General features: G+C 29.5%; 28 protein-coding genes. 9 read left to right on the plus strand and 19 right to left on the minus strand.

Annotation, left to right across the window (positions count from 1 at the left end):
* Positions 1-34: 34 nt before the first annotated feature.
* A complete protein-coding gene (locus CSPT_RS08375; RefSeq protein ID WP_089183163.1) occupies positions 35-829 on the plus strand; it encodes an ATP-binding protein in 795 nt (264 codons plus the stop codon).
* Positions 830-1,513 (plus strand): response regulator transcription factor, encoded by a 684-nt coding sequence (locus tag CSPT_RS08380; protein WP_089183164.1) that lies wholly within the window; start codon positions 830-832, stop codon positions 1,511-1,513.
* Between the two features lie 36 nt (positions 1,514-1,549).
* Here the strand turns inward: CSPT_RS08380 and dsbI are convergent, their stop codons facing one another.
* The 19 genes from dsbI to CSPT_RS08475 all read right to left on the minus strand — a co-directional run bounded on the left by dsbI (position 1,550) and on the right by CSPT_RS08475 (position 16,554).
* Positions 1,550-2,206: a protein-disulfide oxidoreductase DsbI gene (gene dsbI / locus CSPT_RS08385; protein ID WP_089183165.1), complete on the minus strand. Its 657-nt coding sequence runs from the start codon at positions 2,204-2,206 to the stop codon at positions 1,550-1,552.
* An 11-nt stretch (positions 2,207-2,217) separates the two neighbouring features.
* On the minus strand, positions 2,218-2,907 hold the full coding sequence (locus tag CSPT_RS08390) for a thiol:disulfide interchange protein DsbA/DsbL (protein WP_374188423.1): 690 nt from the start codon (positions 2,905-2,907) through the stop codon (positions 2,218-2,220).
* Positions 2,908-2,999: 92 nt separating this feature from the next.
* Complete coding sequence (locus CSPT_RS08395) at positions 3,000-3,881, minus strand: tetratricopeptide repeat protein (RefSeq protein ID WP_235610068.1); 882 nt, start codon at positions 3,879-3,881, stop codon at positions 3,000-3,002.
* 39 nt (positions 3,882-3,920) lie between these two features.
* Positions 3,921-4,439: an OmpA family protein gene (locus CSPT_RS08400; protein WP_089183168.1), complete on the minus strand. Its 519-nt coding sequence runs from the start codon at positions 4,437-4,439 to the stop codon at positions 3,921-3,923.
* Positions 4,440-4,495: 56 nt separating this feature from the next.
* Positions 4,496-5,767: a Tol-Pal system protein TolB gene (gene tolB, locus CSPT_RS08405; protein WP_089183169.1), complete on the minus strand. Its 1,272-nt coding sequence runs from the start codon at positions 5,765-5,767 to the stop codon at positions 4,496-4,498.
* Between the two features lie 2 nt (positions 5,768-5,769).
* Entirely contained in the window at positions 5,770-6,648 is an 879-nt protein-coding gene (locus tag CSPT_RS08410) for a TonB C-terminal domain-containing protein (RefSeq protein WP_089183170.1), read from the minus strand.
* A complete protein-coding gene (locus CSPT_RS08415; RefSeq protein ID WP_089183171.1) occupies positions 6,641-7,036 on the minus strand; it encodes a biopolymer transporter ExbD in 396 nt (131 codons plus the stop codon). Before CSPT_RS08415 ends, CSPT_RS08410 begins: the two co-directional genes overlap by 8 nt.
* Positions 7,036-7,608: a MotA/TolQ/ExbB proton channel family protein gene (locus CSPT_RS08420; protein ID WP_089183172.1), complete on the minus strand. Its 573-nt coding sequence runs from the start codon at positions 7,606-7,608 to the stop codon at positions 7,036-7,038. Before CSPT_RS08420 ends, CSPT_RS08415 begins: the two co-directional genes overlap by 1 nt.
* The gene (atpC, locus tag CSPT_RS08425; RefSeq protein WP_089183173.1) at positions 7,608-7,997 is read right to left on the minus strand and encodes an ATP synthase F1 subunit epsilon; all 390 of its coding nucleotides are present in this window, start codon (positions 7,995-7,997) and stop codon (positions 7,608-7,610) included. The genes CSPT_RS08420 and atpC overlap by 1 nt, the downstream gene beginning before the upstream one ends.
* A 14-nt stretch (positions 7,998-8,011) precedes the next feature.
* Positions 8,012-9,412, minus strand: a complete 1,401-nt coding sequence (gene atpD / locus CSPT_RS08430; protein WP_089183174.1) for a F0F1 ATP synthase subunit beta — start codon at positions 9,410-9,412, stop codon at positions 8,012-8,014.
* Positions 9,413-9,426: 14 nt separating this feature from the next.
* Positions 9,427-10,317, minus strand: a complete 891-nt coding sequence (atpG, locus tag CSPT_RS08435; RefSeq protein WP_089183175.1) for an ATP synthase F1 subunit gamma — start codon at positions 10,315-10,317, stop codon at positions 9,427-9,429.
* 8 nt (positions 10,318-10,325) lie between these two features.
* A complete protein-coding gene (gene atpA, locus CSPT_RS08440; RefSeq protein ID WP_089183176.1) occupies positions 10,326-11,843 on the minus strand; it encodes a F0F1 ATP synthase subunit alpha in 1,518 nt (505 codons plus the stop codon).
* A gap of 13 nt (positions 11,844-11,856) precedes the next feature.
* Positions 11,857-12,387: a F0F1 ATP synthase subunit delta gene (locus CSPT_RS08445; protein WP_089183177.1), complete on the minus strand. Its 531-nt coding sequence runs from the start codon at positions 12,385-12,387 to the stop codon at positions 11,857-11,859.
* Entirely contained in the window at positions 12,387-12,902 is a 516-nt protein-coding gene (locus CSPT_RS08450) for a F0F1 ATP synthase subunit B (protein ID WP_089183178.1), read from the minus strand. Before CSPT_RS08450 ends, CSPT_RS08445 begins: the two co-directional genes overlap by 1 nt.
* A gap of 11 nt (positions 12,903-12,913) precedes the next feature.
* Entirely contained in the window at positions 12,914-13,336 is a 423-nt protein-coding gene (locus tag CSPT_RS08455; RefSeq protein WP_089183179.1) for a F0F1 ATP synthase subunit B family protein, read from the minus strand.
* A 55-nt stretch (positions 13,337-13,391) separates the two neighbouring features.
* Positions 13,392-14,255, minus strand: a complete 864-nt coding sequence (locus CSPT_RS08460; protein WP_089183180.1) for a ParB/RepB/Spo0J family partition protein — start codon at positions 14,253-14,255, stop codon at positions 13,392-13,394.
* A 1-nt stretch (position 14,256) separates the two neighbouring features.
* The gene (locus tag CSPT_RS08465) at positions 14,257-15,027 is read right to left on the minus strand and encodes a ParA family protein (protein WP_033916664.1); all 771 of its coding nucleotides are present in this window, start codon (positions 15,025-15,027) and stop codon (positions 14,257-14,259) included.
* The gene (locus tag CSPT_RS08470; RefSeq protein ID WP_181892283.1) at positions 15,024-15,656 is read right to left on the minus strand and encodes a biotin--[acetyl-CoA-carboxylase] ligase; all 633 of its coding nucleotides are present in this window, start codon (positions 15,654-15,656) and stop codon (positions 15,024-15,026) included. The genes CSPT_RS08465 and CSPT_RS08470 overlap by 4 nt, the downstream gene beginning before the upstream one ends.
* Positions 15,643-16,554, minus strand: a complete 912-nt coding sequence (locus CSPT_RS08475) for a methionyl-tRNA formyltransferase (RefSeq protein ID WP_089183182.1) — start codon at positions 16,552-16,554, stop codon at positions 15,643-15,645. Before CSPT_RS08475 ends, CSPT_RS08470 begins: the two co-directional genes overlap by 14 nt.
* 212 nt (positions 16,555-16,766) lie before the next feature.
* Here CSPT_RS08475 and CSPT_RS08480 point away from each other — a divergent pair, with 212 nt between their 5' ends.
* Genes CSPT_RS08480 through CSPT_RS08510 form a run of 7 tightly spaced genes read left to right on the plus strand, consistent with a single transcriptional unit; the run spans position 16,767 to position 25,658 of the window.
* The gene (locus tag CSPT_RS08480; RefSeq protein WP_089183183.1) at positions 16,767-17,342 is read left to right on the plus strand and encodes a restriction endonuclease subunit S; all 576 of its coding nucleotides are present in this window, start codon (positions 16,767-16,769) and stop codon (positions 17,340-17,342) included.
* Position 17,343: 1 nt separating this feature from the next.
* Complete coding sequence (locus CSPT_RS08485; RefSeq protein WP_089183184.1) at positions 17,344-18,831, plus strand: type I restriction-modification system subunit M; 1,488 nt, start codon at positions 17,344-17,346, stop codon at positions 18,829-18,831.
* Position 18,832: 1 nt separating this feature from the next.
* On the plus strand, positions 18,833-19,816 hold the full coding sequence (locus tag CSPT_RS08490) for a virulence RhuM family protein (RefSeq protein WP_089183185.1): 984 nt from the start codon (positions 18,833-18,835) through the stop codon (positions 19,814-19,816).
* Complete coding sequence (locus CSPT_RS08495; RefSeq protein ID WP_089183186.1) at positions 19,813-21,051, plus strand: restriction endonuclease subunit S; 1,239 nt, start codon at positions 19,813-19,815, stop codon at positions 21,049-21,051. Before CSPT_RS08490 ends, CSPT_RS08495 begins: the two co-directional genes overlap by 4 nt.
* A complete protein-coding gene (locus tag CSPT_RS08500; protein WP_089183187.1) occupies positions 21,048-21,974 on the plus strand; it encodes a hypothetical protein in 927 nt (308 codons plus the stop codon). The genes CSPT_RS08495 and CSPT_RS08500 overlap by 4 nt, the downstream gene beginning before the upstream one ends.
* Entirely contained in the window at positions 21,971-25,003 is a 3,033-nt protein-coding gene (locus CSPT_RS08505; RefSeq protein ID WP_089183188.1) for a type I restriction endonuclease subunit R, read from the plus strand. Before CSPT_RS08500 ends, CSPT_RS08505 begins: the two co-directional genes overlap by 4 nt.
* A complete protein-coding gene (locus CSPT_RS08510) occupies positions 24,993-25,658 on the plus strand; it encodes a M48 family metallopeptidase (RefSeq protein ID WP_089183189.1) in 666 nt (221 codons plus the stop codon). The genes CSPT_RS08505 and CSPT_RS08510 overlap by 11 nt, the downstream gene beginning before the upstream one ends.
* Positions 25,659-25,724: the final 66 nt, after the last annotated feature.

The raw sequence follows: 25,724 nt of genomic DNA on the forward strand, positions 1-25,724 counted from the left end.
TAAACCAATTATTAAAAACACAGCTATTTTATCTATGTGTATTTTTGTATTTTTTGTGGTTTTAAATTTGATATATGGATTTTTAATACGAAAAAACAATAAAAAAACAGAAGAAATGGAACTTCTTTTAGCCAGAAAATCTAGATTAAATGAAATTGGCTCCCTTATAACCGGTATAAACCATCAATTAAAACAGCCTCTAAACTCACTAAATTTAGCTATATCAAACTCAGAATTATTATTACAAAAAAATCCTATAGATATTGAAATGCTTCTTAAAAATATGTCGATTTGTAAAAATCAAATTAATTTAATGAATAAAACTATAAATATTTTCAGAAGCTTTTACTCTCCAAATGAAGATATAAGCGAATTTTGCTTAAATGAAACCATAAAATCTATTATTTACACTACAAATTCACAATTTTTCAAATATAATATAACCGTAAAATTTGAAGAAAAAAGTAAAATTTTTGCAAATAGTATAGAAAATTTTATACAGCAAATTTTACTAGTTTTACTTCAAAATTCAAAAGACGCCATATTAGAAAAAAAAGATATAGTAGATAAAAACATATATATTAATATAGAAAAATTTGATAAAGATGTGATAATATCAATTAGTGATTTTGGAATCGAGATAGATGCTAGACAAGCAAAAAATATATTTAATGCAAGCAAAACTTCATCAAAAAAACTTGGATTTGGCTTTGGGCTTTATTTTTCTAAAATTTTAAGCACAAAAAAACTAGACGGTGATCTTGTATTGGAAAATCATAAAAATCCGACCAAATTTAGCCTTAAAATACCACTAGATATAAGGAAATAAATGCATAACTCAACACTTAATTTACTTAAAAAATTTAGAATTTTAATAGTAGAAGATGATCCTATTACTCTAGAAATGATTTCTTTTGGATTAAAAGAACATTTTGAGCTTTATGTAGCAAAAGATGGTCTAGAGGGTTTTGAGATATTTAAAAAACATAATGTTGATATGATTTTAACAGATATTCATATGCCAAATTTAAATGAGCTTGAGATGATAAAACTTATATTGCAAATCAAACCAAATCAAAACTTTATAGTCATGACATCTTATGATAGTGATAAAAATTTACTTGATAGCATAAAATGTGGTGCATTAAATTTTATACCAAAACCTCTTGATATCCCTACATTGCAACGCTTCTTACTCTTGAGTTTAACAAATCTAAAAGATGAATTAAAACAAATTAGCCCAAGAGTAAGTGTAAATTTTATAAATGAAGCTATTTTTTTAGATAATAAACCTATATTTTTAAGTGCTAAAAATCATAAAATTTTCTGGCTTCTAGTTTATAATCTAGACAAAATAGTAAGTTATGAAGTTATAGAAGATTACATTTATGATGGTGAAAACTTTAGCAAAAGTGCTCTTTATATGTCTATAAAAAGACTAAAATACGAACTAAATGATTTAAATATAGAAAATATTCATTCAAGTGGATATATATTAAAGACAAGTATTTAAAATAAAAAGTGCCTATTTTTTTAGGCACTTATAAGATTAAGCAGCTTTATTTTTTATAGATGTTATAATCCATGATCCAAGCATAGCTACCAAAAGAGCAGTAGCTACAACATACGCCATAAGTGTACATTGTGCCATATCTAAAAATTTAGCAGATGGAATCAAATACCAACCATCAGCATAGAAATTTGTAAAAAATGTCTGAATTGCATCAAGCTGTGCGCCATCTGGAACAACTGGAGAATCATAACCACAATCTCCTGTTGGTTTAAACCAGTCTGGTGCCCACTGTGCTAAAGGAAGACCAAACGGGAAACTAGGATCAGTTGAGCAACCTTGAACACCAAAAGGATCATCACCATGAACTGCTTCATGAATAGCATGAAGTTTAACACTATAGCCTATACCTATGATAGCTCCATATAAACCAAAAACATATCCTATTATTTTAAGAACTATATTTTTTGGATTAATAGCTGCTATTATACCACCAAGAGCCATTACAATCATTGAAAATCTTATATACACACACTGTTCGCATGGCAACATATACAGATAATTTTGAAAGAAGCTATGGGCTAATATAACTAACCCACCCATAGCAACTACCATCAATATCCATAAAAATCTTTGATCTTGCCATCTTGACATAGTGTCAATAGGCGAACTTTTAAAATCACTCCATAAACTCATTTAGTATATCCTTATTTTAAATTATGAAGCTCTTTTATAGTATTAGCCATTTGATCTATACCTTTGATTGATTTTGTATAGATAAGGTATTTTCCATCAACAACAAATGCTGGAACACCTTGAATTTTAGCAACCATATAAGAATCACTATTTTGATCCATACCCCATTTATTTAATATGTCTTGAACTTTTTGATCTTTAACTGCTGCATCAACATCTGCTTTAGTCATACCAACTGGCTCAAGTGCAGTTTTATAAAATGCTTCAACATTTTCAGGTTTACTAGCATCATTACCCCATTTTTCTTTTTTGTCATGATAAGCTTTATATAGAGCAAATTTTACTTTTTTGAAATTTGAATTATCATCTAGTAAATCAATACCAGCTGCTTGATCTTTTGCAATCATAACTGCTAGAATTTCGCTACCGTATTTACCAAAAACACCTTTTGTAGCTAAATGATATGGAACAAATTTCATCTCTGGTACTTTTTTCATAACAGGTTTTGTTACAGCTTTGTCATATTTATAGCAAAATGGACAATCATAACTAAATACTTTTATAACTGTACCTTCTGCATTAGCAATAGGTTTTTCGAGTTTAACATAATCTGTACCCTCTACTACAGCTGCACTTGCACTGATTCCTGTTAGCATAGCTAAAACTACTAAAGACTTTGTAAAAGTTTTTAAAAACATTATATTACTCCTTATGTGAAATTATATTGTAATAATAGCAAATTAATCTATCAATACGCTGACATAAAACTTAATATAATATTAATTTATATTTATTAACGATTAGGTGAAACTTTCGCTTCTTCTGAATTTGGGTAAGTACTTTTTAGAAATTTATAAAATTTATCGGCACTATTTTTGTCGCCAACTTTATCAAAACTAATTGCAGTATGATATAGTAATTTAGGAGTATAGTTTGCTTTATCATATATAGCTATACTTTTTTGATAGTACTCTATAGCAGATGAGTAGGATTTGTTAAAATACTCAATTTCACCAAGCATAAATGTCGCTTCAGCTGGTCGGTGATTGATACTTATAAGATACTCATATCTTGCTTTAGCACCTGAGTAATCTTTGCTTTTATACATATTAGATGCTTCTTTTAAAATATCGGCTGGAGATTTTGAAGTAAAATCAGAATTTGATGAAGTTGTTTCTACTTTAGTTTCTGGTTCTTTTTTCTTTGAAGTTGTATCTTTAGTGGTATCTTTTAAATTCATTTTAGATAAATCACTTTTTGATACATAGTTTGAATTAATAGAATCTATCAAGGTACTTAACTCGGCTAAAACTTTTTTTATCTCATTATTATTTTTTTCTTGTATAGCTCTACTTTCTTCTACATACTTTCTAAGATCGCTATTAGCAGAGTCTCCTCCGTTTGCACCACCACTTTCTAGCATATTAAGTCTTTGTTCTATTCTGCCTATTTGAGCATTATTGCCCTCTACAATACTTTGAAGACCCTCTATACGTTCTATAGCATTATTTAGTTTTGCTTCTGTGCTTCCAAAATTTTGATTTAGTTTTTCTACTTTGTTTTTATTATTTAATAAAACTTGCTCATTTTTTGTAAGACCGTAAGGATTAGAAGCATCTAAATTTCCAGCATCAAATACTGAAACTTCTGCAGAAAATAGTGAAGTGGTAGCCATAAAAATAGCTACCAAAAAAAGACTTTTTTTAATCATAAATTATGGAAGAAGTGTAAAATCTGCACGTCTGTTTTGAGAATCGCAAGATTTTGATCTCTCAGTACAAACTGGGTTGCTCTTACCATTGCTAACGATAGAAATTCTATCTGCATTTATACCACGGCTAGAAAGTGCATCTTTAACAGCTTTTGCTCTTTTTAATCCAAGTGCATAGTTGTATTCATCTGTTCCCCACTCATCGCAGTTTCCTTCTAATTTTATAGATAAGCTACTTGCATCTGAAGATGAAAGAAGATCAGCATTTGTTGCTACAACTGGTTGCATATCACTTTTGATATTAAATTTATCAAAATCAAAATATACTGTTTTGATTTGTGAATTAAGTTGAGCTATAAGAGCATTAAGTCTGTCTGCTTCACTCATTGTATCTCTACTACCAGAATAATCGTTACTTACACCTTGTGAACTTGCACTTGTGTCAACTTCTGGGCTTTTTTGGCTACAACCACTAAATAAAATAGCAGCTGCTGCTACTGAAACTAAAAATATTTTTTTCATATTTCTTCCCTTTTTTGATTTGATTTTGCTTATTATAACATAAAATTTTAAAAATTCTACCAATCTACTGATTGAATTCTACCAATTTTTAAAGGAAATTGAAAACTTTTATTTTCATTTACTCTTATTATACCAACAGCTGTCTGTCCACCCATATCTTTTATAAAGATTATGCTTCCGCCGTCGCTAGAAAATCTTGGAAAGTTATTTTTACCACCAGATGTCAATTGTCTAACATAATTTGTTTGTGTTGATATTAGATATAAATTAAAATCCCTAGTACCAAATTGACCTATACTATCTTCTCTACTAGAATATACTATATAGTTTTTATATGTACTTACTGAGTTATTGTTTCTACCTTGATAAACCATCTGCTCTACTGCTTTATCATTAATGCCTTGAGAGTATATATTTGGATATCCTAGCCTATCACTTACAAAAACTATTCTTGAATCATTATCAACAAAATTTCCATTAACATCAATACCTTTATAATCAGTTAATTGTTTTAAATTCTTACTTCTTAAATCATATAGATAGATATCTGGTTGATCATGTGGAGCTATGGTTAAAAGAAGTTTTGATCCATCTTCACTCACATCAGAAGCAACAAGCATACCATCCCCATCTATTATTTTTGTATTTTTGCCACTATTTAAATCATATCTATAAATAGACAAATTTGCTTTATTATATTTAGTATAATAAAATGCACTTTGCTCATTGTTTGCCCATTTTGGAAATACATTAAGACCATCTCTCAATATAGTTTTTTGATATGTAAGAGTATAATCAGCTATTATAATTTCACTTCTCATAGGAGAAACTTCCCTTGCAAAAATTATAGAATTAGCCATCCATTTTACTGGAGACATTCCAAGATTATCTATAAGATCCATAACACTTTTATGTGCTAGATATGGGTATTTTTCGCCATTTGATATATCATACACTTTTTCATATCTAACCTGAGCTTTTTTTGGATCTATTATTTTTACATTTAATTTTAAGCTAGAATTTTTTGAGCCTTGTAGTGCATATCTATATATAATTTGTGCACCTTTTTCGCTCATAACATTACTAACAGGATTACCAGCATAACTACTTGTTATATACTCATCTAAAACTTCAAAAGTAGCTCCAACTTTTAAGTCTCCTACAACTAGCTTAAAAAACTTCTGTTTTAACGCTTCATCGCTGACTTCTGTTGTCGCATCTTGAACAACTATTTTTGGCAAAACTACACCCTGATTAACTATTGACATAGTAGCATCTACTGCAAATAAATTAATCACCATAACCATTACTAAGAAAATTTTTTTCATACTCACTCCGTTACTGTTTTATCTTCTAAAACTACTTTAATAACATTGTCCTTACCAGCTGGAGCTGGAGGAAATGTAACATTTTGCATATCTGCTAAGAATTTTTTAACCTTTTGGTTAAATTCATTATCAGGAGATAATCCTACTATATTGTAGCTGAATTTACCATATTTATCTATATTTATTTCAACCTCTGCTGTATTATCTGTTTGTGCACGATAAACCCTCCAATGTTGTTCAAGTATCCTTGTAATTGCTCCATAAAAAGGATCATATATACCAGTGCTCTGTGCCTTTGGCGACTTTGCAACTTGATCTATTTCTAGACCTTTTACAAGATCGCTTGCAGACTTTTTAGTAGTTGTAGTATCATTATCACTCTTTTTTCTACTTTGAACTTTTTGTGGCGATAAAACCTCTTCTTTTTTAGTAACTTCTTTCTTTTGTGTTTTTGTATCTTTTATCTTGGATGTATCTACCGCTTTAAACAAATCTTGAATATTTGGTTCTTCCTTTGGCTTTGGTGGGGGTGGTAGTTCTTTTTTAACCTCTTTTACTTCTTTAATTTCTTTTTGAGGTTTAGGTTCTTTCATAGTAGTTTGTTCTTTTACCACTTCATCTATTTTTTGAGCCTCAACTGGTTTTTCTTCAACTAGCTTTTCCTCTTTTGGTTTTGGTGCTTTTGGTGTATTTGATTCTATTTGGCTATCAATTACAACAACATCCATAAAAGCATCCAATGAGTCTGTATATTTTTTTGCCTCTTCTTTATATTGTGTTATTTTAAAAAAAAGTAACAACAAAAGAGTTAAATATATAAAAAAAGAAAAGAAAAAAGAGCTAAAAACTGGATATTTTACACTATTATCATTTTTAACCATTTGTTTGTAAAGCTACCTTTGTAAAGCCAGCATTTTTAACACTTTTTAATACAAACATAACATCATCATATAATAAATTTTTATCCGCTTTTATATAAACGGGTGATTCTTTATCATATTTTGAAGATAAAAGCATTATATTATCGGGGAGTTCCATTATAGACATTGTGCTTTGGTCTATATAAACCTTTTTATTGACATCAACTCTAATAACTAAATCCTTAGACTTGCTTTGGTTTGCAGTGCTTTTTGAACCATCTGGCAAAGTAATGTGTTCTTCATAAACCAAAGTAGGAGCCGTAACCATAAGTATTGCTAATAAAACTAGCATTATATCAACAAGCGGAGTTATATTTAACTCTGGTGAATCTTCCTCAAATGTAGTCATTAATCCTCTTTGGAGTTAGCCAAAATGATATCTGCTTCATTATTTATAACATACATAAGTTCATATGACTTTCTCTTAAGTATAAGATGAAAAGTATAAGCAGGAATAGCAACGAAAATACCACATCCGGTTGCAACCAATGCCTCGCTAATAGCTGGTGCTATTACACTTATAGAACCGCCGCTTTGTCCTAATTTAGAAAAAGTTTCTAATATAGAAACAACAGTGCCAAAAAGCCCTATAAAAGGTGATGTAGAAGCTATAATACTAAGCCAAGTTAATCCACTTGTGGAGTTTTTTTGGGCTTTACTTATACAAATATTTAATTTTTCTTTTGCAATCTTACCAGAAGTACATTTTTTTAATATAGTATTAATAGGAACAACCTTACTTCCCATCAAAAGGGATTCTAAGGCACTTTGTTCATCGCTAATCCATTTTTTAAGCCCAATTAGTCTAGATATAAGTATAGTAAAACTTACAATAAAATATATAGACAACCATGTTAAGACAAAAATAGTTATAAAACTACTTCTTAAAAAGTAATCAAAAAATATATCTAAGCCACCCACTAATGTTTTCTCACTATGCTATCTATTTTTGACATAGTTGAAGCCATGGCTACGCTATCACTACTCATACTACTTATAAGTTCTTTTGCATCTTCTAAAGATTTTGCGAGCTCACTATCGTTATTTCCAGAAACATAAACAGTTCCATCTGCTAATATGCTAACATGATTTTCATCTATTTTGGCATATCCCCAGTTTATAGCAACAACTTCATGAGAACCGTTTATATCTTCTATAACTATTGCCCCTGCTTTAAGAAGCGTTATCAAAGAAGCGTGTCTAGGTAAAATACCTAGCTCACCCTCTGCTCCAGGAATAACTACCGATTTTACATCATTTGAAAATATCATACCATCAGGAGTTACAATTTCTAATTTTAATGTATCCATAAACTATCTATTCCTTAAGCTTGTTTAATTTTTTCAGCCTTAGCTATAACCTCATCTATATTTCCAACCATATAAAAAGCATTTTCAGGTAAATCGTCGTATTTTCCTTCTAAAATACCTTTAAAGCCTTCTATAGTCTCTTGTAGTGTTATGTATTTTCCAGGACTGCCTGTAAAAACTTCAGCAACAAAGAAAGGTTGCGATAAATATTTTTCTATTTTTCTAGCTCTATCAACTATAAGTTTATCTTCTTCGCTTAATTCATCCATACCAAGAATTGCTATTATATCTTGCAAATCTTTATATTTTTGCAATACTTGTTGAACGCCACGAGCAATATTGTAATGATCTGTGCCAACAATTTGCGGATCCAACATTCTTGAAGTTGAATCAAGCGGATCAACAGCTGGATAAATACCTTTTTCAGCTATACTTCTATTTAAAACCGTTGTCGCATCAAGATGAGCAAAAACTGTTGCAGGTGCAGGATCAGTTAAATCGTCCGCTGGCACATAAACAGCTTGAACAGATGTTATTGAGCCTTTTTTAGTGGAAGTAATTCTTTCTTGAAGTTTTCCCATCTCACTTGCTAATGTTGGTTGATAACCAACAGCAGATGGAATTCTACCAAGCAGCGCTGACATTTCAGAACCTGATTGAGAAAATCTAAAAATATTATCTATAAACATCAACACATCAAGCCCCATTTCATCACGGAAATATTCAGCCATTGTAAGACCTGTTAATGCTATACGGTTTCTTGCTCCTGGTGGTTCATTCATTTGTCCATAACATAAGGCAACTTTATCCAAAACACCAGACTCTTTCATCTCATTATAAAGATCATTTCCCTCTCTTGTTCTCTCTCCAACACCGGCAAAAATTGAATAACCGCTGTGTTTAAATGCAACATTATGTATAAGCTCCATTATGATAACTGTTTTTCCAACGCCAGCACCACCAAATAAGCCAACTTTACCACCTTTTGCATAAGGTGCAAGAAGATCAACTACTTTTATACCTGTTTCAAAAATTTCACTTTTTGTACTTTGATCTTCAAACGAAGGAGGATCTCTATGGATAGCCCATCTTTTATCAAAATCTGTTACTTCACCTTCATCTATTAAGTCACCTACAACATTAAACATTCTACCTAAAACTTTATCTCCAACAGGAACTGTTATAGGAGCACCAAGAGCCGTAACTTCTAATCCTCTTTGTAAACCATCACTCATATCCATAGCAATGGTTCTTGCTCTATTATCGCCAAGATGTCCAGCTACTTCAAGAATAAGTCTTATTTTTTTACCATCTAATTCATAATTAACTTCTATTGCTTCGTTAATTTTAGGCAGATAATCATTAAAATCAACATCTACAACAGGTCCCATAACCTGACTGATTATTCCTTTCATATAACTCCTTTTCTTTATTTCATTGATTCAACGCCACTGATAATCTCAGTAAGCTCTGTAGTAATAGAACTTTGTCTAGCTTTGTTATATTCTAAATTTAGTTCAAAAACTCTCTGTTTTGCATTACTTGTAGCACTATCCATAGCTTGCATTCTAGCACTATGTTCAGCTGCCAAGCTGTCTATTAATGAAAAATACATGCTATATTCAAAATACTTCTTAATTAGTTCTGTCATAAGTGCATTTTTATCTTCAGCTTCTATTTCAAGAAGTGAAGTAGATTTATTTACAATATCAGATGCTGATATAGGTTCTATAGGAACTATATCGTTGATTCTAATTTGCTGAGCTATCATGCTCTTATATCCGTTATGGACCAAAATAACTTTATCTGTTAAACCTTTTTCAAAATCATTAATAGCATCATTTATAATCTCTATAGCTTTTTCATAATTAGGCGAAGAGCTAACCCCGACATATGTTTTTAAAAGATCTACGCCTTGAAATTTAAAATATTCTATACCTTTTTTTCCAACAGCTCTAAGTCTTATTTTTACTTGTTTGGTTTTATACTCATTTATAAGTTCTTTTACGGTTTTAATAGTATTCATATTAAAGCCGCCACAAAGACCTTTATCGGAAGTAACAAAAATAATATCCACCTTTGTTACCTCTTTGCTTGCATTAAAAAAATTACTTTCATTAAGTGAAATCGCATTTTGTTTTAATTCATATGATATTTCGCTTAAAATCTCGTTTATTTTAATAGCATAAGCACTAGATTTTCTAGCCGCTTCTTTAGCTTTTTTGAGTTTAACATTAGAAACAAGTTTCATAGCCTTAGTTGTCTTTTCGGTATTTTTAACACTGACTATCTTGTTTTTAATCTCTTTTAAATTTGACATTTCTAACCTTATTCAACTACAAAAGTCGCCTTAAAATCATTTAATGCTTTAATAAGCAACTCCTCTATTTCTTTATCAAGTGCTTTTTTATTTAAAATTTGCTCAAAAAGTTCAGGACATTTTGCTTCTATATATGGATAAAGCTCATTTTCAAATTTAGATATAGCAGATACTGGAATATCATCTAAATACCCTTGGCTTCCTGCATATATTATAACAACTTGTTTCTCAATACCAAGAGGTGAATAAGGAGGTTGTTTTAATATCTCAACCATTCTTTGTCCTCTTTCAAGTTGCTTTCTACTGCTCTCATCAAGATCACTTGCGAATTGTGCAAATGCTTGAAGTTCGCGATATTGTGCCAAGTCAAGTCTCAAGGTTCCTGAAACTTTTTTAATAGCTTTAATCTGAGCTGCACCACCAACTCTTGATACAGAAAGTCCAACATTTATAGCCGGTCTAACACCTGAGTTAAAAAGATTTGTTTCAAGATAAATTTGACCATCTGTAATAGAAATAACATTAGTTGGAATATAAGCAGAAACATCCCCTGCTTGTGTTTCTATAATAGGAAGCGCTGTTAGTGAGCCAGCTCCTAATTTATCGCTTAATTTACTTGCTCTTTCTAAAAGTCTTGAGTGAATATAAAAAACATCTCCAGGATACGCTTCTCTTCCCGGTGGTCTTCTTAAGATAAGCGACATTTCACGATATGCTACTGCGTGTTTGCTTAAATCATCATATATTATCAAAGCATGTCTTGAATTATCTCTAAAATACTCACCCATTGTGCACCCTGCATAAGGAGCGATGTATTGAAGTGCAGCAGCCTCGCTTGCACTAGCACTTACTACTATAGTATAATCCATAGCACCATACTCTTCAAGTTTTTTAACAACTTGAGCTACGGTTGATTGTTTTTGACCTATTGCCACATATATGCAAATAACATCTCCGCCTTTTTGATTTATGATAGTATCTGTTGCAACTGTAGTTTTTCCTGTTTGCCTATCGCCTATGATAAGCTCTCTTTGTCCTCTACCGATTGGAACAAGTGCATCAACAGCTTTAAGACCTGTTTGAAGTGGCTCATGAACAGATTTTCTAGCCATAATACCTTTTGCTTTTTCTTCAACAAATCTACTTTCTGTTGCTTCTATTGGACCTTTGCCGTCTATTGGTTCACCAAGAGCATTTACAACTCTTCCTATAAGAGCGTCACCAACAGGAACTCTTAGAAGTTTGCCAAGTCTTTTTACACTTTGACCTTCTTTTATGTTAGCACAACTTCCTAAAACAACTACACCAACACTATTTTCTTCTAGGTTTAAAGCAAGACCCTTTGTTCCATTTTCAAACTCAACCATCTCATTTGCCATAACATTTTTTATGCCATAAACAGATGCAACGCCATCGGCTATAGATATTACCTTGCCAGTTTCTTCAATATCAACACTAAAATCAAAATTTTCAATTCTTTCTTTGATTATAGAGCTAATTTCTTCAACTTTAATTTTTTCACTCACTATTTTACTCCTTTTATATTGCTTTTAATATATATTCACTCATCATATCTTTGAGCCTATCGATAGAAAAATTAATCTCGGCACCAAGATCTGGTATGCTAATTTTTATACCATTAAAATCATTTGTATAAAAATCAAATACAACTTTTGCGTTAAATTTCTTTGAAAAACTATCTTCTAAAAGTTTTTTTTGTTCGTCCAAAAGATTAAATTTAGTATAAACCACACCTTTATATATTTTTTTAGATATAGCATTTGCGTGGTTTAACTCTTTTGCTATACTAGGTATTATTGTTAATCTTTTATTTTCAGATAATAATTTTATAAAATTTATAAATTTAGAATTGGGATTATCAACTAATGACAATATAAAAGCTGCTTTTTGAGAGTTATTTAGCATTGGTGAAGTTACCACATAATTAAATTTTTCTATAAAAAAAGCTGACTTTATGTCATTTAGTGTTGATATAACATAGTCTAATTCTTCGTTTTTAAACTCGCTTAAAATGGCTTTAACATATTTTTTAGAAACTTGATCGCTCATTATCCAACCTTCTTAAGAACAATATCAACCAAATCGCTTTGATCTAGTTTTAGATTTTTTTCTGCAAAAATTTCATCCAAAACTTTACAAACAGCTTCTTTTGTCATCTTGCGTTTTTCAAATTCTTTTTGATTATCATAATTTTTAATCAAATTTGCTATATCTTGAGATAAATCTTTTTCAACGCCTTTTTTTAAATTTTCAGCTTCTTTATGTGCAGTATTGATAATATCTTTTGCAAGTACATTTGCTTCATCAACTCTTTTTATAGCTGCTTCTTTTTTGTTTTTTGAATCTTTTAATTTTTCTGAAATAGCTTCTAATCTTTTTGCTATACCATTACTTCTATTTATAAAAAAATTCTTTAAAGGCTGTGCAATTAAATAGTATAGTATCGCTGCAAATATAATAAAATTTATAGTTCTTGGCACTATATCATAATCTTTTGGTGCATCAGAAGTAGCACTGAAAAGAAATATCGGCACAAACAATACAAAAAGTATCTTGGTTTTCAAATTTACCCTCCTTAAATTTTTGCAAATTTATCGTTTAAACTATCTTTAAATTCAGGAAGTTTAGACAATAAACTATCTTTAAATTCTTCTTTTTGTTTATTTAAATCTGATATAAAATTACTATAATCTTCTTCTAAATTTACTTTTTTATTATCAAGTTCTTTAAGTGCTTTTTCTTTAGCGTCATTAAGCGTATCTTGTTTTATCTTATTTGCTTCATTCTTAGCATTAATTATTATCTCATTTGATTTTACAATATATGCGTTAATATCGTCATCATTCCTAGTTGCATTTTTCTCATCTTCTTTTATAGAAGCTTCTCTTTTATCCATAAATGCTATTACAGGTTTATACAAAATTTTATTTAAAAGAGCTATTAGAAATAAAAAAACTATAGCTGTAAATATCATTAAACGAATATCAAATTCTAACACAAAATCCCCTTTATTATAAGAAAATTAAAATTTAAAATTGGTAATTTTACCATTTTTACTTTATTTTTTCAATTAAATTTTTTAAACTATCGATATCATTAAATTTTAAAATTATATTTTTGCCTTTAAGTGTGCTATTTATACCTATTTCATTGAGTGCTATTTTTAATATATTAAACTCATCTATGTAATTAATGTTTTTAGAAGTGTTTGTTTTGTTTTTATCTATTTTTTGATTTTTTATATTTTTTACTAAATTTTCAGTATCTCTAACACTAAGCTTTTGACCTATTATCGTATCTAAAACAGCAAGCTCATCGTTTTTGCTTAATCCTACCATTATCTTTGCATGACCTTGCGAAATTTCTCCTATACTCAAATAATGCTTTGTTTTATCATCTAGTGTTAAAAGCCTAAGAGTGTTTGTTATCTGAGCACGAGATTTTTTAATTATGTCTGCAAGAGCATCTTGTGTTATATTATACTCATCTATGAGTTCTTTATATGAGTTTGCAAGTTCTATTGGATTTAAATCTTCTCTTTGAATATTTTCTATCAAAGCAAGTTCTCTTAAATTTTGAGACTTCATATCAGCCACTATAGCTCTTATAGTCTCTTTACCTAAAATTTTAGTTGCTCTAAATCTTCTTTCGCCAGCTATTATTACATAATTTTCGCCATCTTGCTTAACTACTATTGGCTGCAACAGACCATGTTTTTGTATAGAAGCAGCCAACTCTTCAAGTGCGTTTTTATCAAAATTTTTTCTAGGTTGAAATGGGTTTGGAAGTATTTTACTAACTTGTAATTCTAAAACCATATCGCTTTTAGAACCACTTTCTAGCTCTCTTACATAAGCCTCTTCAACATCACCTAATATAGCCTCTAAGCCTCTTCCTAAACTTGGTTTTTTTGCCATTTTAACTCATTATCGAATATGCTAAACTTTGATATGCCTGAGAGCCAGGTGATTTGATATCATAGAGTATGACAGGTTTACCAAAGCTTGGGCTTTCTGCTAGTTTAACATTTCTTGGAATTACTACTAAAGCATCATTATCATCTTTAAAAAGCTTGTTGTTGAAATGCTGTTGTAAATTTGCCACCGTTTCTTTTGCAAGATTATTTTGTGAGCTAAACATAGTTGGTAAAAATCCTTTAATATTTAACTTAGGATTTATAGTTTTTTTAATTATTTTTACCGTATTTAATATAAGAGCAAGTCCCTCAAGTGCATAAAACTCGCACTGAATCGGTATAATAACACTATCGCTAGCACTAAGAGCATTTATAGTTATACTACCAAGAGCAGGCGGACAATCTATGATTATATAATCATAATCATCTAAAATTTCAGCTATTTTGTTTTTTAGTATTAGCTTGCTATCTTTTTCACTAATCTCTTGTTCAATACCAACTAAACCTATATTTGAAGGTGCTAAAAAAAGTGTCGGGATATCTGTTTTTAAAATGATTTGAGAAAGTTTTTTTCTACCAGTTAAAACATGATAAATATTATACTCGTAATCACTTCTACTAAATCCCATTCCAGTGGTTGCGTTTGCTTGTGGATCTACATCTATAAGAAGAACTTTCTTTTCTGCAACAGCCAAAGAAGCTGCTAGATTTACAGCCGTTGTGGTTTTACCTACTCCACCCTTTTGATTTGCAATAGCTATAATTTCACTCATCTTAACGAATACATCCTTTTGTTATTTATCAAAATAGAACCATCATCGCATAAAATAGCGTTTTTTAAACTAATTAACTCATTATTTTCATTATGAAATGTGAATTCTCTTGATTTTTGGAATTCTATCAAAAACTTACTAAAAATTTGCTTCCATGAAATTCTTTTTTTTAATCTATCTATAAAAGCATAAACTATATCATTAGCACTTAATGTTATATCTAAAAAAGCCGCATTTGTTGGGCAATTAACTAAATTTAAACCTATGCCACAAATAAAAAAATCGTTTATTTTTGTAGTAATTGTGCCGCCTATTTTCTTATCATTTATATAAAAATCATTAGGCCATTTTAGCCAGACTCTTGAGCCAAATTCATTTAAAATTTCTTTTAAAATACAAGAAAAATATATAGAAACAGAAACATCTTTTATGTCATTTGGAAGATGAATTTTTTTTACACAAAAAGAAAAATATAAATTTCCATTTTCACTTATCCAGCTGTTTTGCCTACTTCCAATACCGCTAGTTTGGGATTTTGTAACTATGCAATATGGCTCTTTGACAATGCCATGTTTCACTCTTTCGCAAAGCTCTTTTTGAGTTGAATCTATCTCATCAACAAATTCCATCACCAACTTTTAGCCTTTTTCCGTTTATAAAATCTTTTGCCAATACCGCTTTTTTACTAACTTCTTGAAGAGATAAAATCTCTAACTCGCCGCCATTAAAAGACATACAAAAACCATCTTTTGTTATATTTGTTATAATTCCTTTTTTATCGATATTTTTATTTGAGTTTTTTCTTATGTCTAAAAGTTTTAAGCCGTTTTCAAAATAAATTCCAGGCCAACCAAAATAAGCTTTAAATTTACTCATCACATCATCTATATTATTATCAAAACTTATAACACCATCACTTTTTTTAATTTTCACACAGCTAGATGAAATAGCATCAAATTGTTTTAAAGGCATAATGTTATCATAGTTTCTTAACACTTTTACACATAATTTTCCAGCCATTGTTGAAAGCATTTCAAAAAGCTCAGTTGAGTTTTGCCCGTTATTTTCACACATACTAAAACCTAGCATATCCCCATTATCAAGCCCCTCGCCCATTTTCATAGCAGTTACACCAAAGAGATTATCTGCGTTTAAAATCATAGATTGTATCGGACTTGCACCACGATATTTCGGTAAAATTGAGCCATGTAAATTTATACAAGGTACGATATCTAAAACCTCTTTTGGTAAAATTTTTCCATAAGCAGCAACAACTATAAAATCAGGATTTAAATTTTTTATATGCTCTACTATAGTTTTATCTTTGAGTGTTTTGGGCTGCAAAATTTCTACGCTAGGATAATTTTGCAAAATAAATTTTTTAGTATCAGGTGGTGTTAATATCATCTTTCTGCCAACAGCTTTATCCTCAGCACAAACTAAAGCTTTAATACAAAAATTCTCTAATAAAAGCTCTTTTAAAATATTTTTAGCAAAATCTGGAGTTCCCATAAAAACTATATTCATATCATCTCTTTTGTTAAATTTATATTGTGAAATGATAACTTATTTTTACTTTATGTATAGTAAATTTATGAAGTGTGGTGTAGTATAAACGCTTAGATGTTAAGTTTTATGGCTTTTTATCTCAAAAAATAATCTATAATATTTTAATTTTGTATTATTTGACAATATAACTAAAACAAGATACAATACAAAATCAAAAAAGAAAGTTAAAAATGAATTTAAAACTTAAAGATATAGCAACTATAAGCGTTGGGCTTTTGCTTAATCGCAAAAAAGCTAGCTCAAAAGATAAAGATAAATTTAACTATAAAGTTATCTCTTTAAAAGATTTTAACGACGATGCAGTTTATAACCACGAATTTGCAGAAAATTTCATTGCAAATGAAGATTTAACTCAGTATTTGGCGCAAAAAGGCGATATTTTGGTTAGGCTTAGGGAGCCAAATTTCGCTATTTATATAGATAAAGATTATCCAAATTTGATTTATTCATCATTAGTAGCAAAAATAAGAGTAAAAAATTTTAACCCACTTTTTATAGCTCATTATTTAAATAGTAGCGTCGTTAAAAGGCGTCTTTTAAAAGATATTTCCGGAACTTCTATACCTACCATAAATATAAAAAATTTAGAAAATATAAACATTCCTAAAATTTCTTTGCAAAAGCAAGAGTATTTAGTAAAATGCCTACAAGAATTTAGAAAAAATAATCAAATTTTAAAAAACCTGATAACCCAAAATAAAAAAGTCCAAAAATTTATAATAGAAAATTTAGAACAAGGAATTTAATATGCAAAAAACTTCTCAAAACACCATAAACAACATTGTTTGGAAAGCTTGTGATACATTTCGTGGGACAATGGATGCAAACGACTATAAAGACTACATTTTAACTATGCTTTTCGTAAAATATCTATCCGATTTTTACAAAGAAAAGGTTGAAATTCTCTCAAAAGATCTAAAAGGCAACAAAGAAAGAATCAAACAAAGACTAAAATTAGAAAAATTTAAACTTGATGAAACTTGCAGTTTTGAGTATCTCATCTCTAAAAAAGATGAAGTAAATATCGGCGAAATCATTAACAAAGCCCTTTTAAAAATAGAAGAAGATAATAGCGAAAAACTGGCTGGAATTTTTAGAAATATCGATTTTAACGACAAATTAACCTTAGGCGATACCAAAGAAAAAAACGCCATACTTAAAAATTTGCTTGAAGATTTTAACGATGAAAGGCTTGACTTACGCCCATCAAAGCTAGTTGGAAACGACATTATAGGTGATGCTTATGAGTATCTTATAGCTCACTTTGCAGAAAGTTCAGGCAAAAAAGGTGGCGAGTTTTACACACCAAGTGGAGTTTCAACGCTTTTAGCCAAACTTGTCCAGCCAAAAGAGGGAAGTTCTATTTACGATCCAACTTGTGGATCTGGCTCACTTCTTATTAAAACAGCAAAAGAGATTAAATCAGGAATTTTTCGCCTTTACGGACAGGAAAAAAACAGCCAAACTCACGCACTTTGTAGGATGAATATGTTTTTACACGAAATAAATGATTCCATAATTGAATGGGGCGATACGCTAAGAAATCCACTACATTTGGAAAATGGGGCTTTAAAAACTTTTGATATAGTTATTGCTAATCCACCTTTTAGCCTTGATAAATGGGGTGAAGAAGAGGCAAAAAATGACATTTTTGATAGGTTTAAATTTGGAATTCCGCCAAAAAGCAAGGGCGATTACGCTTTTGTTTTGCATATGATTAGCTCTTTAAATCAAAATGGAACTATGGGTGTTATTTTACCACACGGTGTGCTTTTTAGAGGATCAAAAGAAGGTAAAATTCGCCAAAAACTTATAGAAAAAAACTTACTTGACGCAGTTATCGGACTTCCTGTAAATCTTTTCTTTGGCACAAGTATCCCGGCTTGTATTATGATTTTTAAGAAAAATAGATCAAATAACGACATATTTTTTATAGATGCAAGCAAAGACTATGAAAAAGGTAAAAACCAAAACACCATTACAAAAAGCCATATCGAAAAAATCGTAAATGCTTACAAATCTCGCCAAAATATAGATAAATTCGCCTACAAGGTCAGCTTTGATGAGATAAAAGAAAATGATTTTAACCTAAATATACCACGCTATGTTGATACTTACGAAGAAGAAGAGCTAATCGACATAAAAACCACCAAAGATGAAATTTCACGCCTTGAACATGAGTTAAAGTTATCGCAAAATAAGATAAATGAGTATTTAAGGAAGTTAGGGCTATAAAATGAGTGAGATTATTATTTATCAGGATGAAAATGGTGTTACAAACCTTGAAGTAATGCTTGAAAACGAAACCGTTTGGCTATCACAAAAACAGCTTTCAGAATTATTTGATGTAACGACTGCTACCATAAATGAACATATCAAAAATATCTATCTAGAAAACGAACTTAAAAGAGATTCAACTATTAGGAAATTCCTAATAGTTCAAAAAGAAGGAACAAGAAATGTAAAAAGACAGATAGAGCATTACAACTTAGATATGATTATTTCTGTAGGTTATCGAGTAAAATCAAACATTGCTACTAAATTTAGACAATGGGCGACAAAAACCCTTAAAGAATATATCATTAAAGGTTTTGTATTGGATGATGAAAGGCTAAAACAGGCTAAAAATAGTTATTTTGATGAACTCTTAGAACGAATTAGAGATATAAGAAGTAGTGAAAAATTATTTTGGCAAAAGGTACTTGATATTTATGCTACTAGCGTTGATTATGACCCAAGAGATGAAATTTCAAAAGAATTTTTTAAAACTATTCAAAACAAAATGCACTTTGCCACACACGGACAAACAGCCGCTGAAATAATCTTTCAAAGAGCAGATAGCTCAAAACCATTTATGGGAATGACAAATTTTAGTGGATATAAACCTACTAAAAAAGAGGCGATAATAGCTAAAAACTACCTAAACGAAAACGAACTAGAAATTTTAAATGGCATAGTTTCATCATATCTTGAGTTTGCAGAACTTCAAGCAAAAAGAAGAAAAGTAATGAAAATGAGAGATTGGATAAAAAAACTTGATGATTTTTTAAATTTGTCAAGCTTTGATGTGCTTCAAACAAAAGGTAAAATTTCACACTCACAAGCTATTAAAAAAGCAAGCGATGAATATGAAAAATATAAAGCTAAAACAATAAATGAAAAAAGTAAAGCAGAAATTGACTTTGATAAATTTGTAAAAAAACTGGAAGATAAAAAATGAAACAAGGCTACAAAAAAATAAGTTTAGGGATAATTCCAAACGAGTGGGAAGTTGTGAAGTTGGGAGATGTTTTTGATTTTTTAAAAACCTTTACAAATTCAAGAACAGATTTAAATTTTGATGATGAAATTTCATATATACATTATGGAGAAATTCATACCAAATATAAACATTTCATTGATTTTTCAATTTCAAATTTACCTAAAATCAGCTTAAAAAAATTAAAAGGGAATGTTGAATTTATAAAAAATGGCGATTTGGTTGTCGTAGATGCTTCAGAGGATTATAAAGACATAGCAAAAAGCGTTGAAATTAAAAATTTAACTACTAAAGCCGTTGCTGGTTTGCATACATTTTTATTAAGAGATAAAAATAAAAATTTTGCAAACGGCTATAAAGGATATATACTTTATTGTCAGGTTGTAAAAAAAGAAATCAATAGATTAGCAACCGGAATTTCTGTTTTAGGTATTTCAAAAAATAACTTATCAAATATAAAAATCCCGCTTCCACCATTAAAAGAGCAAACAAAAATCGCTGAAATTTTAAGCGAATTTGACACAGCTATAAATTTAACTTCAAATTTAATATCACAAAAAACCAAATTTAAAAAAGCCCTAATGCAAAATTTACTCACAGCCAAAATTCGCTTCCCAAATTTCAAAGACAAATGGCAAGAAGTTAAACTTGGAAATTTTATACAAGAAAAATCACAAAAAAATTCAGATAATATAAATTTGGTTTTAAGCGTTACAAATAAATTTGGCTTTGTAGAACAAAGTAATTATTTTGATAAAAAAGTAGCAAGTAAAGATACTAGTAATTATAAAATAATTAAAAAAGGAAATTTTGCCTATAATCCTTCAAGGATTAATGTTGGCTCTATTGCTTTGCTTGAAAAATTTGAAGTAGGAATTTTAAGCCCTATGTATATAGTTTTTAAATGTTTAAGCGGTATAGATAAAAATTTTTTAAATTATTGGTTGCAAAGCCATAATTTTACTGGAAATTTATATAAATATTTAGCTGGAAGTGTTAGAGAAACTTTAAATTTTAAAGATATGAAAAATTTTAAAATCAAACTTCCAAATTTAGACGAACAGAAGAAAATCGCTGAAATTTTAAGTAGAGTTGATGATGAGATAGAAATTTTAAATAAAAAACTAGAAAATTTAAAAGAGTTAAAAAAAGGCGTTATGCAAAATTTATTAACAGGAAAGGTTAGAGTAAAATGAAAAATGAAAGTTACGAAAGTCAATTTATAGTTCATTATTATTTAAATGACAATTCTCATTCAATAAATACTCTTGTAAGAAATAGTATAGAAAAAGATTTTTTAAGTATAATTAATGTTATTAGTTCTGCATTAAATATTGAAATAAAATTAGAAAGCAGAGTTCCAGAAAAGGGTGGATTTATTGAAGTTTTGGATATAATAGAGTCTCATCCAGTAGCATCAACATTGCTAACATACACAGTCGATAAAATTATAAGATTGATAAAATATATTTTGAGTGGTGAATATAAAAAAGGTAAACTTGAGTTAAAGAAATTAGAACTAGAAATTTCAAAACTACAAAATGAAAATGCAGAAAAAATAGATAATAATAAATTAGAGCAAAAAGTAGCAAGACCACTTTCAAACTATTATACAAAAATAGAAAAATATGAAAAAATAGAAGCTGTTGGCTTTGGAGAAACAAAAAACGATGAATTTGTTGTTAAAAGAACAGAATTTAGAAATTTTATACTAACTGATGGTAAAGAAATAGAAATAGATGAAGAAGCAAGTATAGAACTTATATCACCTGTTTTAAAAGAAGGCAAACATAAATGGCGTGGAATTTATAATGGTGAAAATATAGATTTTAGTATGGGTGATAGCAAATTTAAAAATGATGTTATTGATGGAAGATATGATTTTGGTAATGGTTCTTTCATAATTTGTGAATTAAATATTACAAAAACATATGATGATTTTGGAAATGAAAGCAAAAATAGAACTTACAGAGTTAGTAAGGTATATGAGACAAAACGAGATACTTTAAGCGATTGGGAATTTACTCATAAAGGAATAGTAAAAAAACGAAATAAAATTAAAAACAGCTATAAAACACCTAGTTTATTTTCAGATGATGACTTTAAGGAGCAAGAATGACACCAGATACCAGCGAAAATGCACTTCAAAATCAAACAATTGAGCTTTTTGTAAAAATGGGTTATAAATTTATAAGCAGAAGTGAGAATTTAACTTTTAGAAATAATGATAAAAACGAAGTAATTTTTAAAGAAATTTTAGTTAAAAAGCTAAGCGAGATAAACTCTTATGAATATAAAGATAAATTTTATAAATTCTCGCCTAAAAACATACAAAAAGCTATAAATGATCTTAATATTTCCTTAAATGAAGGGCTAAATATCGCAAATAAAAAGATTACAAATTTGCTTCTTTATGGGACAAGCCAGATAGAAAATTTAGCCGATGGAAGTAAAAAAAGCTTTGATATAAATTTCATTGATTTTAAAAATCCCGAAAATAACGACTTTTATATAACAGAAGAGTTTGAAATTTTAAACGCAAATCAACACCAAAAAAAGAAAACTTCAAGACCTGATTTGGTAGCTTTTATAAATGGAATTCCTATTATGGTTATAGAACTTAAAAGCTCTTTAAAAAGCGTAGATAACGGCGTAAGGCAAATTTTAAACGAACAAAATAAAGATAATATTCAAAATTTTTATAAATTTATACAAATTGCAATGGCAGGAAATTCAAACGAAGCAAAATACGCTACAACTCAAACACAAAGGGAAAAATACGCCATTTGGAAAGAAGATGGCTTAAAAGATGAGTTAAGAAAACTTATAGATGATAGAGAAATTTCTGTTTTAGATGAGAGCATTTTTGCACTGGCTAGAAAAGAGAGAATTTTGGAATTTATAGAAAATTTTATCATTTTTGACGCAAATGTTAAGAAAATTTGTCGCTATCAGCAGTATTTTGGTATAAAAAACACCCTAAAAAGAGTTAAAAATTTAGAAAATGGCAAGAGAAAAGGTGGGCTTATCTGGCACACGCAAGGAAGCGGAAAAAGCCTTACAATGGTAATGTTAAGTAAAATTTTAATCAAAACTTATAAAAATTCTAAAATCATCTTAGTAACTGATAGAACAGACTTGGAAGAGCAGTTAAAAGATACTTTTTTTAATACTGGCATAAAACCATTGAAAGCCACAAGCGGAGCAGATCTTATAAGCAAACTAAAAAGTGGTGCAAGCGTTATAACAACGCTTATAAATAAATTTAATAAATATGAAAAAGATATTTTAACAGACTCAAATATCTTTGTTTTGGTTGATGAAGCTCATAGAACACAAGGCGGGGATTTGCACGATAGTATGAAAAGCTACTTGCCAAATGCTTGTTTTATAGGATTTACTGGCACGCCGCTTTTAAAAAGAGAAAAAAGCAGTTTTTTAAAATTTGGTGGAGAAATTCATCGATATACCATAGATGACGCTGTAAAAGACGGCGTTGTCGTGCCACTTTTATATGAGAGTAGATTTGCAAAGCAAGGAATTTTGGATGAAAATTCCTTAAATAGAAAATTTGATATGATTAGCAGAAATTTAAGCGATGATGAAAAAGATCTTTTAGCCAAAGAGTGGGCGAAATTTCAAAAAATAGCTTCAAGTGAGCAAAGATTAGAAATAATCGCTTTTGATATATATGAGCATTTTAAAAGTGCGGTAAAACCATTTGGCACGAAGGCTATGCTGGTAGCAAATTCAAGATATGAAGCGATAAAATATCATCAAATTTTTGAAAAACATTTTAATGATTTAAAAACTATCTTTGTAATTTCTGGAAATGACGGCGAAGAAAATGACGGCGGAGATAAGAAATTTATAACTGATAAGTATAAAAAACTGCTTTTAAATTTTAGTAGCGAGATAGATTTTTTAAATAGGGTTAAAAGTGACTTTATAAGCGGGGATTTAGATTTAATAATCGTTGTAAATAAGCTTTTAACCGGCTTTGACGCACCGCCTGCTAGTGTGCTTTATATAGATAGACCGCTTAAAGAGCATAACCTGCTTCAAGCCATAGCAAGAGTAAATAGGCTTTATAAAGGCAAGGAGTATGGGCTTATCGTTGATTATCGCGGGCTTTTAGAAGAACTTAGTAGTTCGCTTAGTGCGTATGAGTGTTTAAGCGGCTTTGATGAGATAGATATAATAGGAGCTGTCATAGATATCAAAAAAGAGCTAGTTAAAACTAAAACTTTTTATACACATTTAAACGAAATTTTTGAAGAAGCTAAGCATAAAAATGACTTGGAAAGCTATGTTTTAGTTTTAGCCGATAGCGAAAAAAGGGCTAAATTCAAGAATAATCTGCTTAAATTTATAAAATCCTTTAAGCTTGTAATGACTACTCAAAAAAAGGTTTTTAGTGATGATGAGATAAAGGAATTTAAAGAAAAGATTAAATTTTATCTAAATTTAAGAGAGATAGCACAAATTAGATACCACGAAAAGCTTGACTTTAAAGAGTATGAAAAACAGATGAGAGAGCTTTTAGATAGATATATAGGCGTTGGCGAGATAGGGCCACTTGGGGAGTTGGTTGATATTTTTGATATAAAATTTGATGATGAAGTTAAAAAAGCCAAAAATTTAAACGCAAAAGCACAAATAATATCAAGTGCAATCGCAGCCGTAATAAGCGAGAAACTAAACTCAAACCCAGCTTTTTATAATGATATTTCAAATAGACTAAATGAGATAATAAAAGAGTATGAAGAAAAAAGAATAAATGAAGAAGAGAAACTAAATCAAATCATAAATTTAAAAGAGTTAATCACTGGCAAAAAGGAGATAAAAATTTATCCACAAAATATCAAAACTGATAGCTTAAAGGGCTTTTATGATAATTTGCTTGAAGCTTTGTATCAAGTTAGTGATGAAGCCACCCAAAAAATCGCTATAAAAATAGATGAAATTTATAATGCTTTTTCAAAATATCCTGAATGGCAAAATAATAGTGATATAGAAAATGAGATAGATATAGCTTTGCAAGGCATTTTGTGGGATTTAGAAGATGAGATGGGTATCAAATTTGAAAATTTGGACGAAATTTCTAAAACGATGAGAAAAATAGGGATTTATCACTATGCAAACTAAAAATATAACAATAGTAAGAAAAAATGTTAAAAATTTTAGTCTTAAAGTTCGCCCAAATGGTAGAGTGGAACTAGTTTTGCCACTAATGGCAAAAAATGGTGATATAAATTTTATTTTAGAAAAATACTCAAAATGGATAGACGATAAAAAGGCGTATTTTAAGGAGTTTGAAACTACTAAAAAAGAGCTAGTAAGTGGTGAGAGTATGAAATTTTTAGGTAAAGATTACCGCCTTAGAGTTATAAAAGATAGTAAAGAAATGGTGGAATTTGATAAGTTTTTTATAAATTTATATGCTAAAAATGTAGAAAATTTTAGTAAAAAAAGCGAAATTTTAGAAAAATGGTATAGGGAAAATGCACTAATTTATTTTCTAAATATAGCAAATGAATACAATAAAATCATAAAAATAGATGATATAAAGATAAAAATTCGCAAAATGAAAACAAGGTGGGGGAGCTGTAACGCTAGTAAAAAATCTATAAATTTAAATCTAGAACTTATAAAAAAGCCCAAAATTTGTATAGAATATGTAATTTTCCACGAGCTAGCACACCTGATACACCCAAACCACTCAAAAGAATTTTATAACTTTTTAAGCCTGCATATGAGCGACTGGAAAAATAGAGAGAAAATTTTAAATAGAGTAAATTAAGATAGCAAATTTCACAACCATAAGTGAAACTAGAGTAGCTGGAGTTGATTTTGAGAAATTGTATAA

Source organism: Campylobacter sputorum subsp. sputorum (assembly GCF_008245005.1).
In the GTDB taxonomy this organism is placed as follows: Bacteria; Campylobacterota; Campylobacteria; order Campylobacterales; family Campylobacteraceae; genus Campylobacter_F; species Campylobacter_F sputorum.

Excerpts from the sequence above, each read along its gene's own strand:
- CSPT_RS08400 (WP_089183168.1), bottom strand. The coding sequence starts at position 4,439 with ATGAAAAAAATATTTTTAGTTTCAGTAGCAGCAGCTGCTATTTTATTT.
- atpD (WP_089183174.1), bottom strand. The coding sequence starts at position 9,412 with ATGAAAGGAATAATCAGTCAGGTTATGGGACCTGTTGTAGATGTTGAT.
- CSPT_RS08505 (WP_089183188.1), top strand. The coding sequence starts at position 21,971 with ATGACACCAGATACCAGCGAAAATGCACTTCAAAATCAAACAATTGAG.
- CSPT_RS08480 (WP_089183183.1), top strand. The coding sequence starts at position 16,767 with ATGAATTTAAAACTTAAAGATATAGCAACTATAAGCGTTGGGCTTTTG.
- CSPT_RS08395 (WP_235610068.1), bottom strand. The coding sequence starts at position 3,881 with ATGGCTACCACTTCACTATTTTCTGCAGAAGTTTCAGTATTTGATGCT.
- CSPT_RS08460 (WP_089183180.1), bottom strand. The coding sequence starts at position 14,255 with ATGGCAAAAAAACCAAGTTTAGGAAGAGGCTTAGAGGCTATATTAGGT.
- CSPT_RS08490 (WP_089183185.1), top strand. The coding sequence starts at position 18,833 with ATGAGTGAGATTATTATTTATCAGGATGAAAATGGTGTTACAAACCTT.
- tolB (WP_089183169.1), bottom strand. The coding sequence starts at position 5,767 with ATGAAAAAAATTTTCTTAGTAATGGTTATGGTGATTAATTTATTTGCA.
- CSPT_RS08465 (WP_033916664.1), bottom strand. The coding sequence starts at position 15,027 with ATGAGTGAAATTATAGCTATTGCAAATCAAAAGGGTGGAGTAGGTAAA.
- CSPT_RS08500 (WP_089183187.1), top strand. The coding sequence starts at position 21,048 with ATGAAAAATGAAAGTTACGAAAGTCAATTTATAGTTCATTATTATTTA.
- CSPT_RS08495 (WP_089183186.1), top strand. The coding sequence starts at position 19,813 with ATGAAACAAGGCTACAAAAAAATAAGTTTAGGGATAATTCCAAACGAG.
- CSPT_RS08470 (WP_181892283.1), bottom strand. The coding sequence starts at position 15,656 with ATGGAATTTGTTGATGAGATAGATTCAACTCAAAAAGAGCTTTGCGAA.
- CSPT_RS08415 (WP_089183171.1), bottom strand. The coding sequence starts at position 7,036 with ATGACTACATTTGAGGAAGATTCACCAGAGTTAAATATAACTCCGCTT.
- atpG (WP_089183175.1), bottom strand. The coding sequence starts at position 10,317 with ATGTCAAATTTAAAAGAGATTAAAAACAAGATAGTCAGTGTTAAAAAT.
- CSPT_RS08475 (WP_089183182.1), bottom strand. The coding sequence starts at position 16,554 with ATGAATATAGTTTTTATGGGAACTCCAGATTTTGCTAAAAATATTTTA.
- CSPT_RS08410 (WP_089183170.1), bottom strand. The coding sequence starts at position 6,648 with ATGGTTAAAAATGATAATAGTGTAAAATATCCAGTTTTTAGCTCTTTT.
- dsbI (WP_089183165.1), bottom strand. The coding sequence starts at position 2,206 with ATGAGTTTATGGAGTGATTTTAAAAGTTCGCCTATTGACACTATGTCA.
- CSPT_RS08445 (WP_089183177.1), bottom strand. The coding sequence starts at position 12,387 with ATGAGCGATCAAGTTTCTAAAAAATATGTTAAAGCCATTTTAAGCGAG.
- CSPT_RS08510 (WP_089183189.1), top strand. The coding sequence starts at position 24,993 with ATGCAAACTAAAAATATAACAATAGTAAGAAAAAATGTTAAAAATTTT.
- CSPT_RS08380 (WP_089183164.1), top strand. The coding sequence starts at position 830 with ATGCATAACTCAACACTTAATTTACTTAAAAAATTTAGAATTTTAATA.
- CSPT_RS08375 (WP_089183163.1), top strand. The coding sequence starts at position 35 with ATGTGTATTTTTGTATTTTTTGTGGTTTTAAATTTGATATATGGATTT.
- CSPT_RS08485 (WP_089183184.1), top strand. The coding sequence starts at position 17,344 with ATGCAAAAAACTTCTCAAAACACCATAAACAACATTGTTTGGAAAGCT.
- atpC (WP_089183173.1), bottom strand. The coding sequence starts at position 7,997 with ATGGATACATTAAAATTAGAAATTGTAACTCCTGATGGTATGATATTT.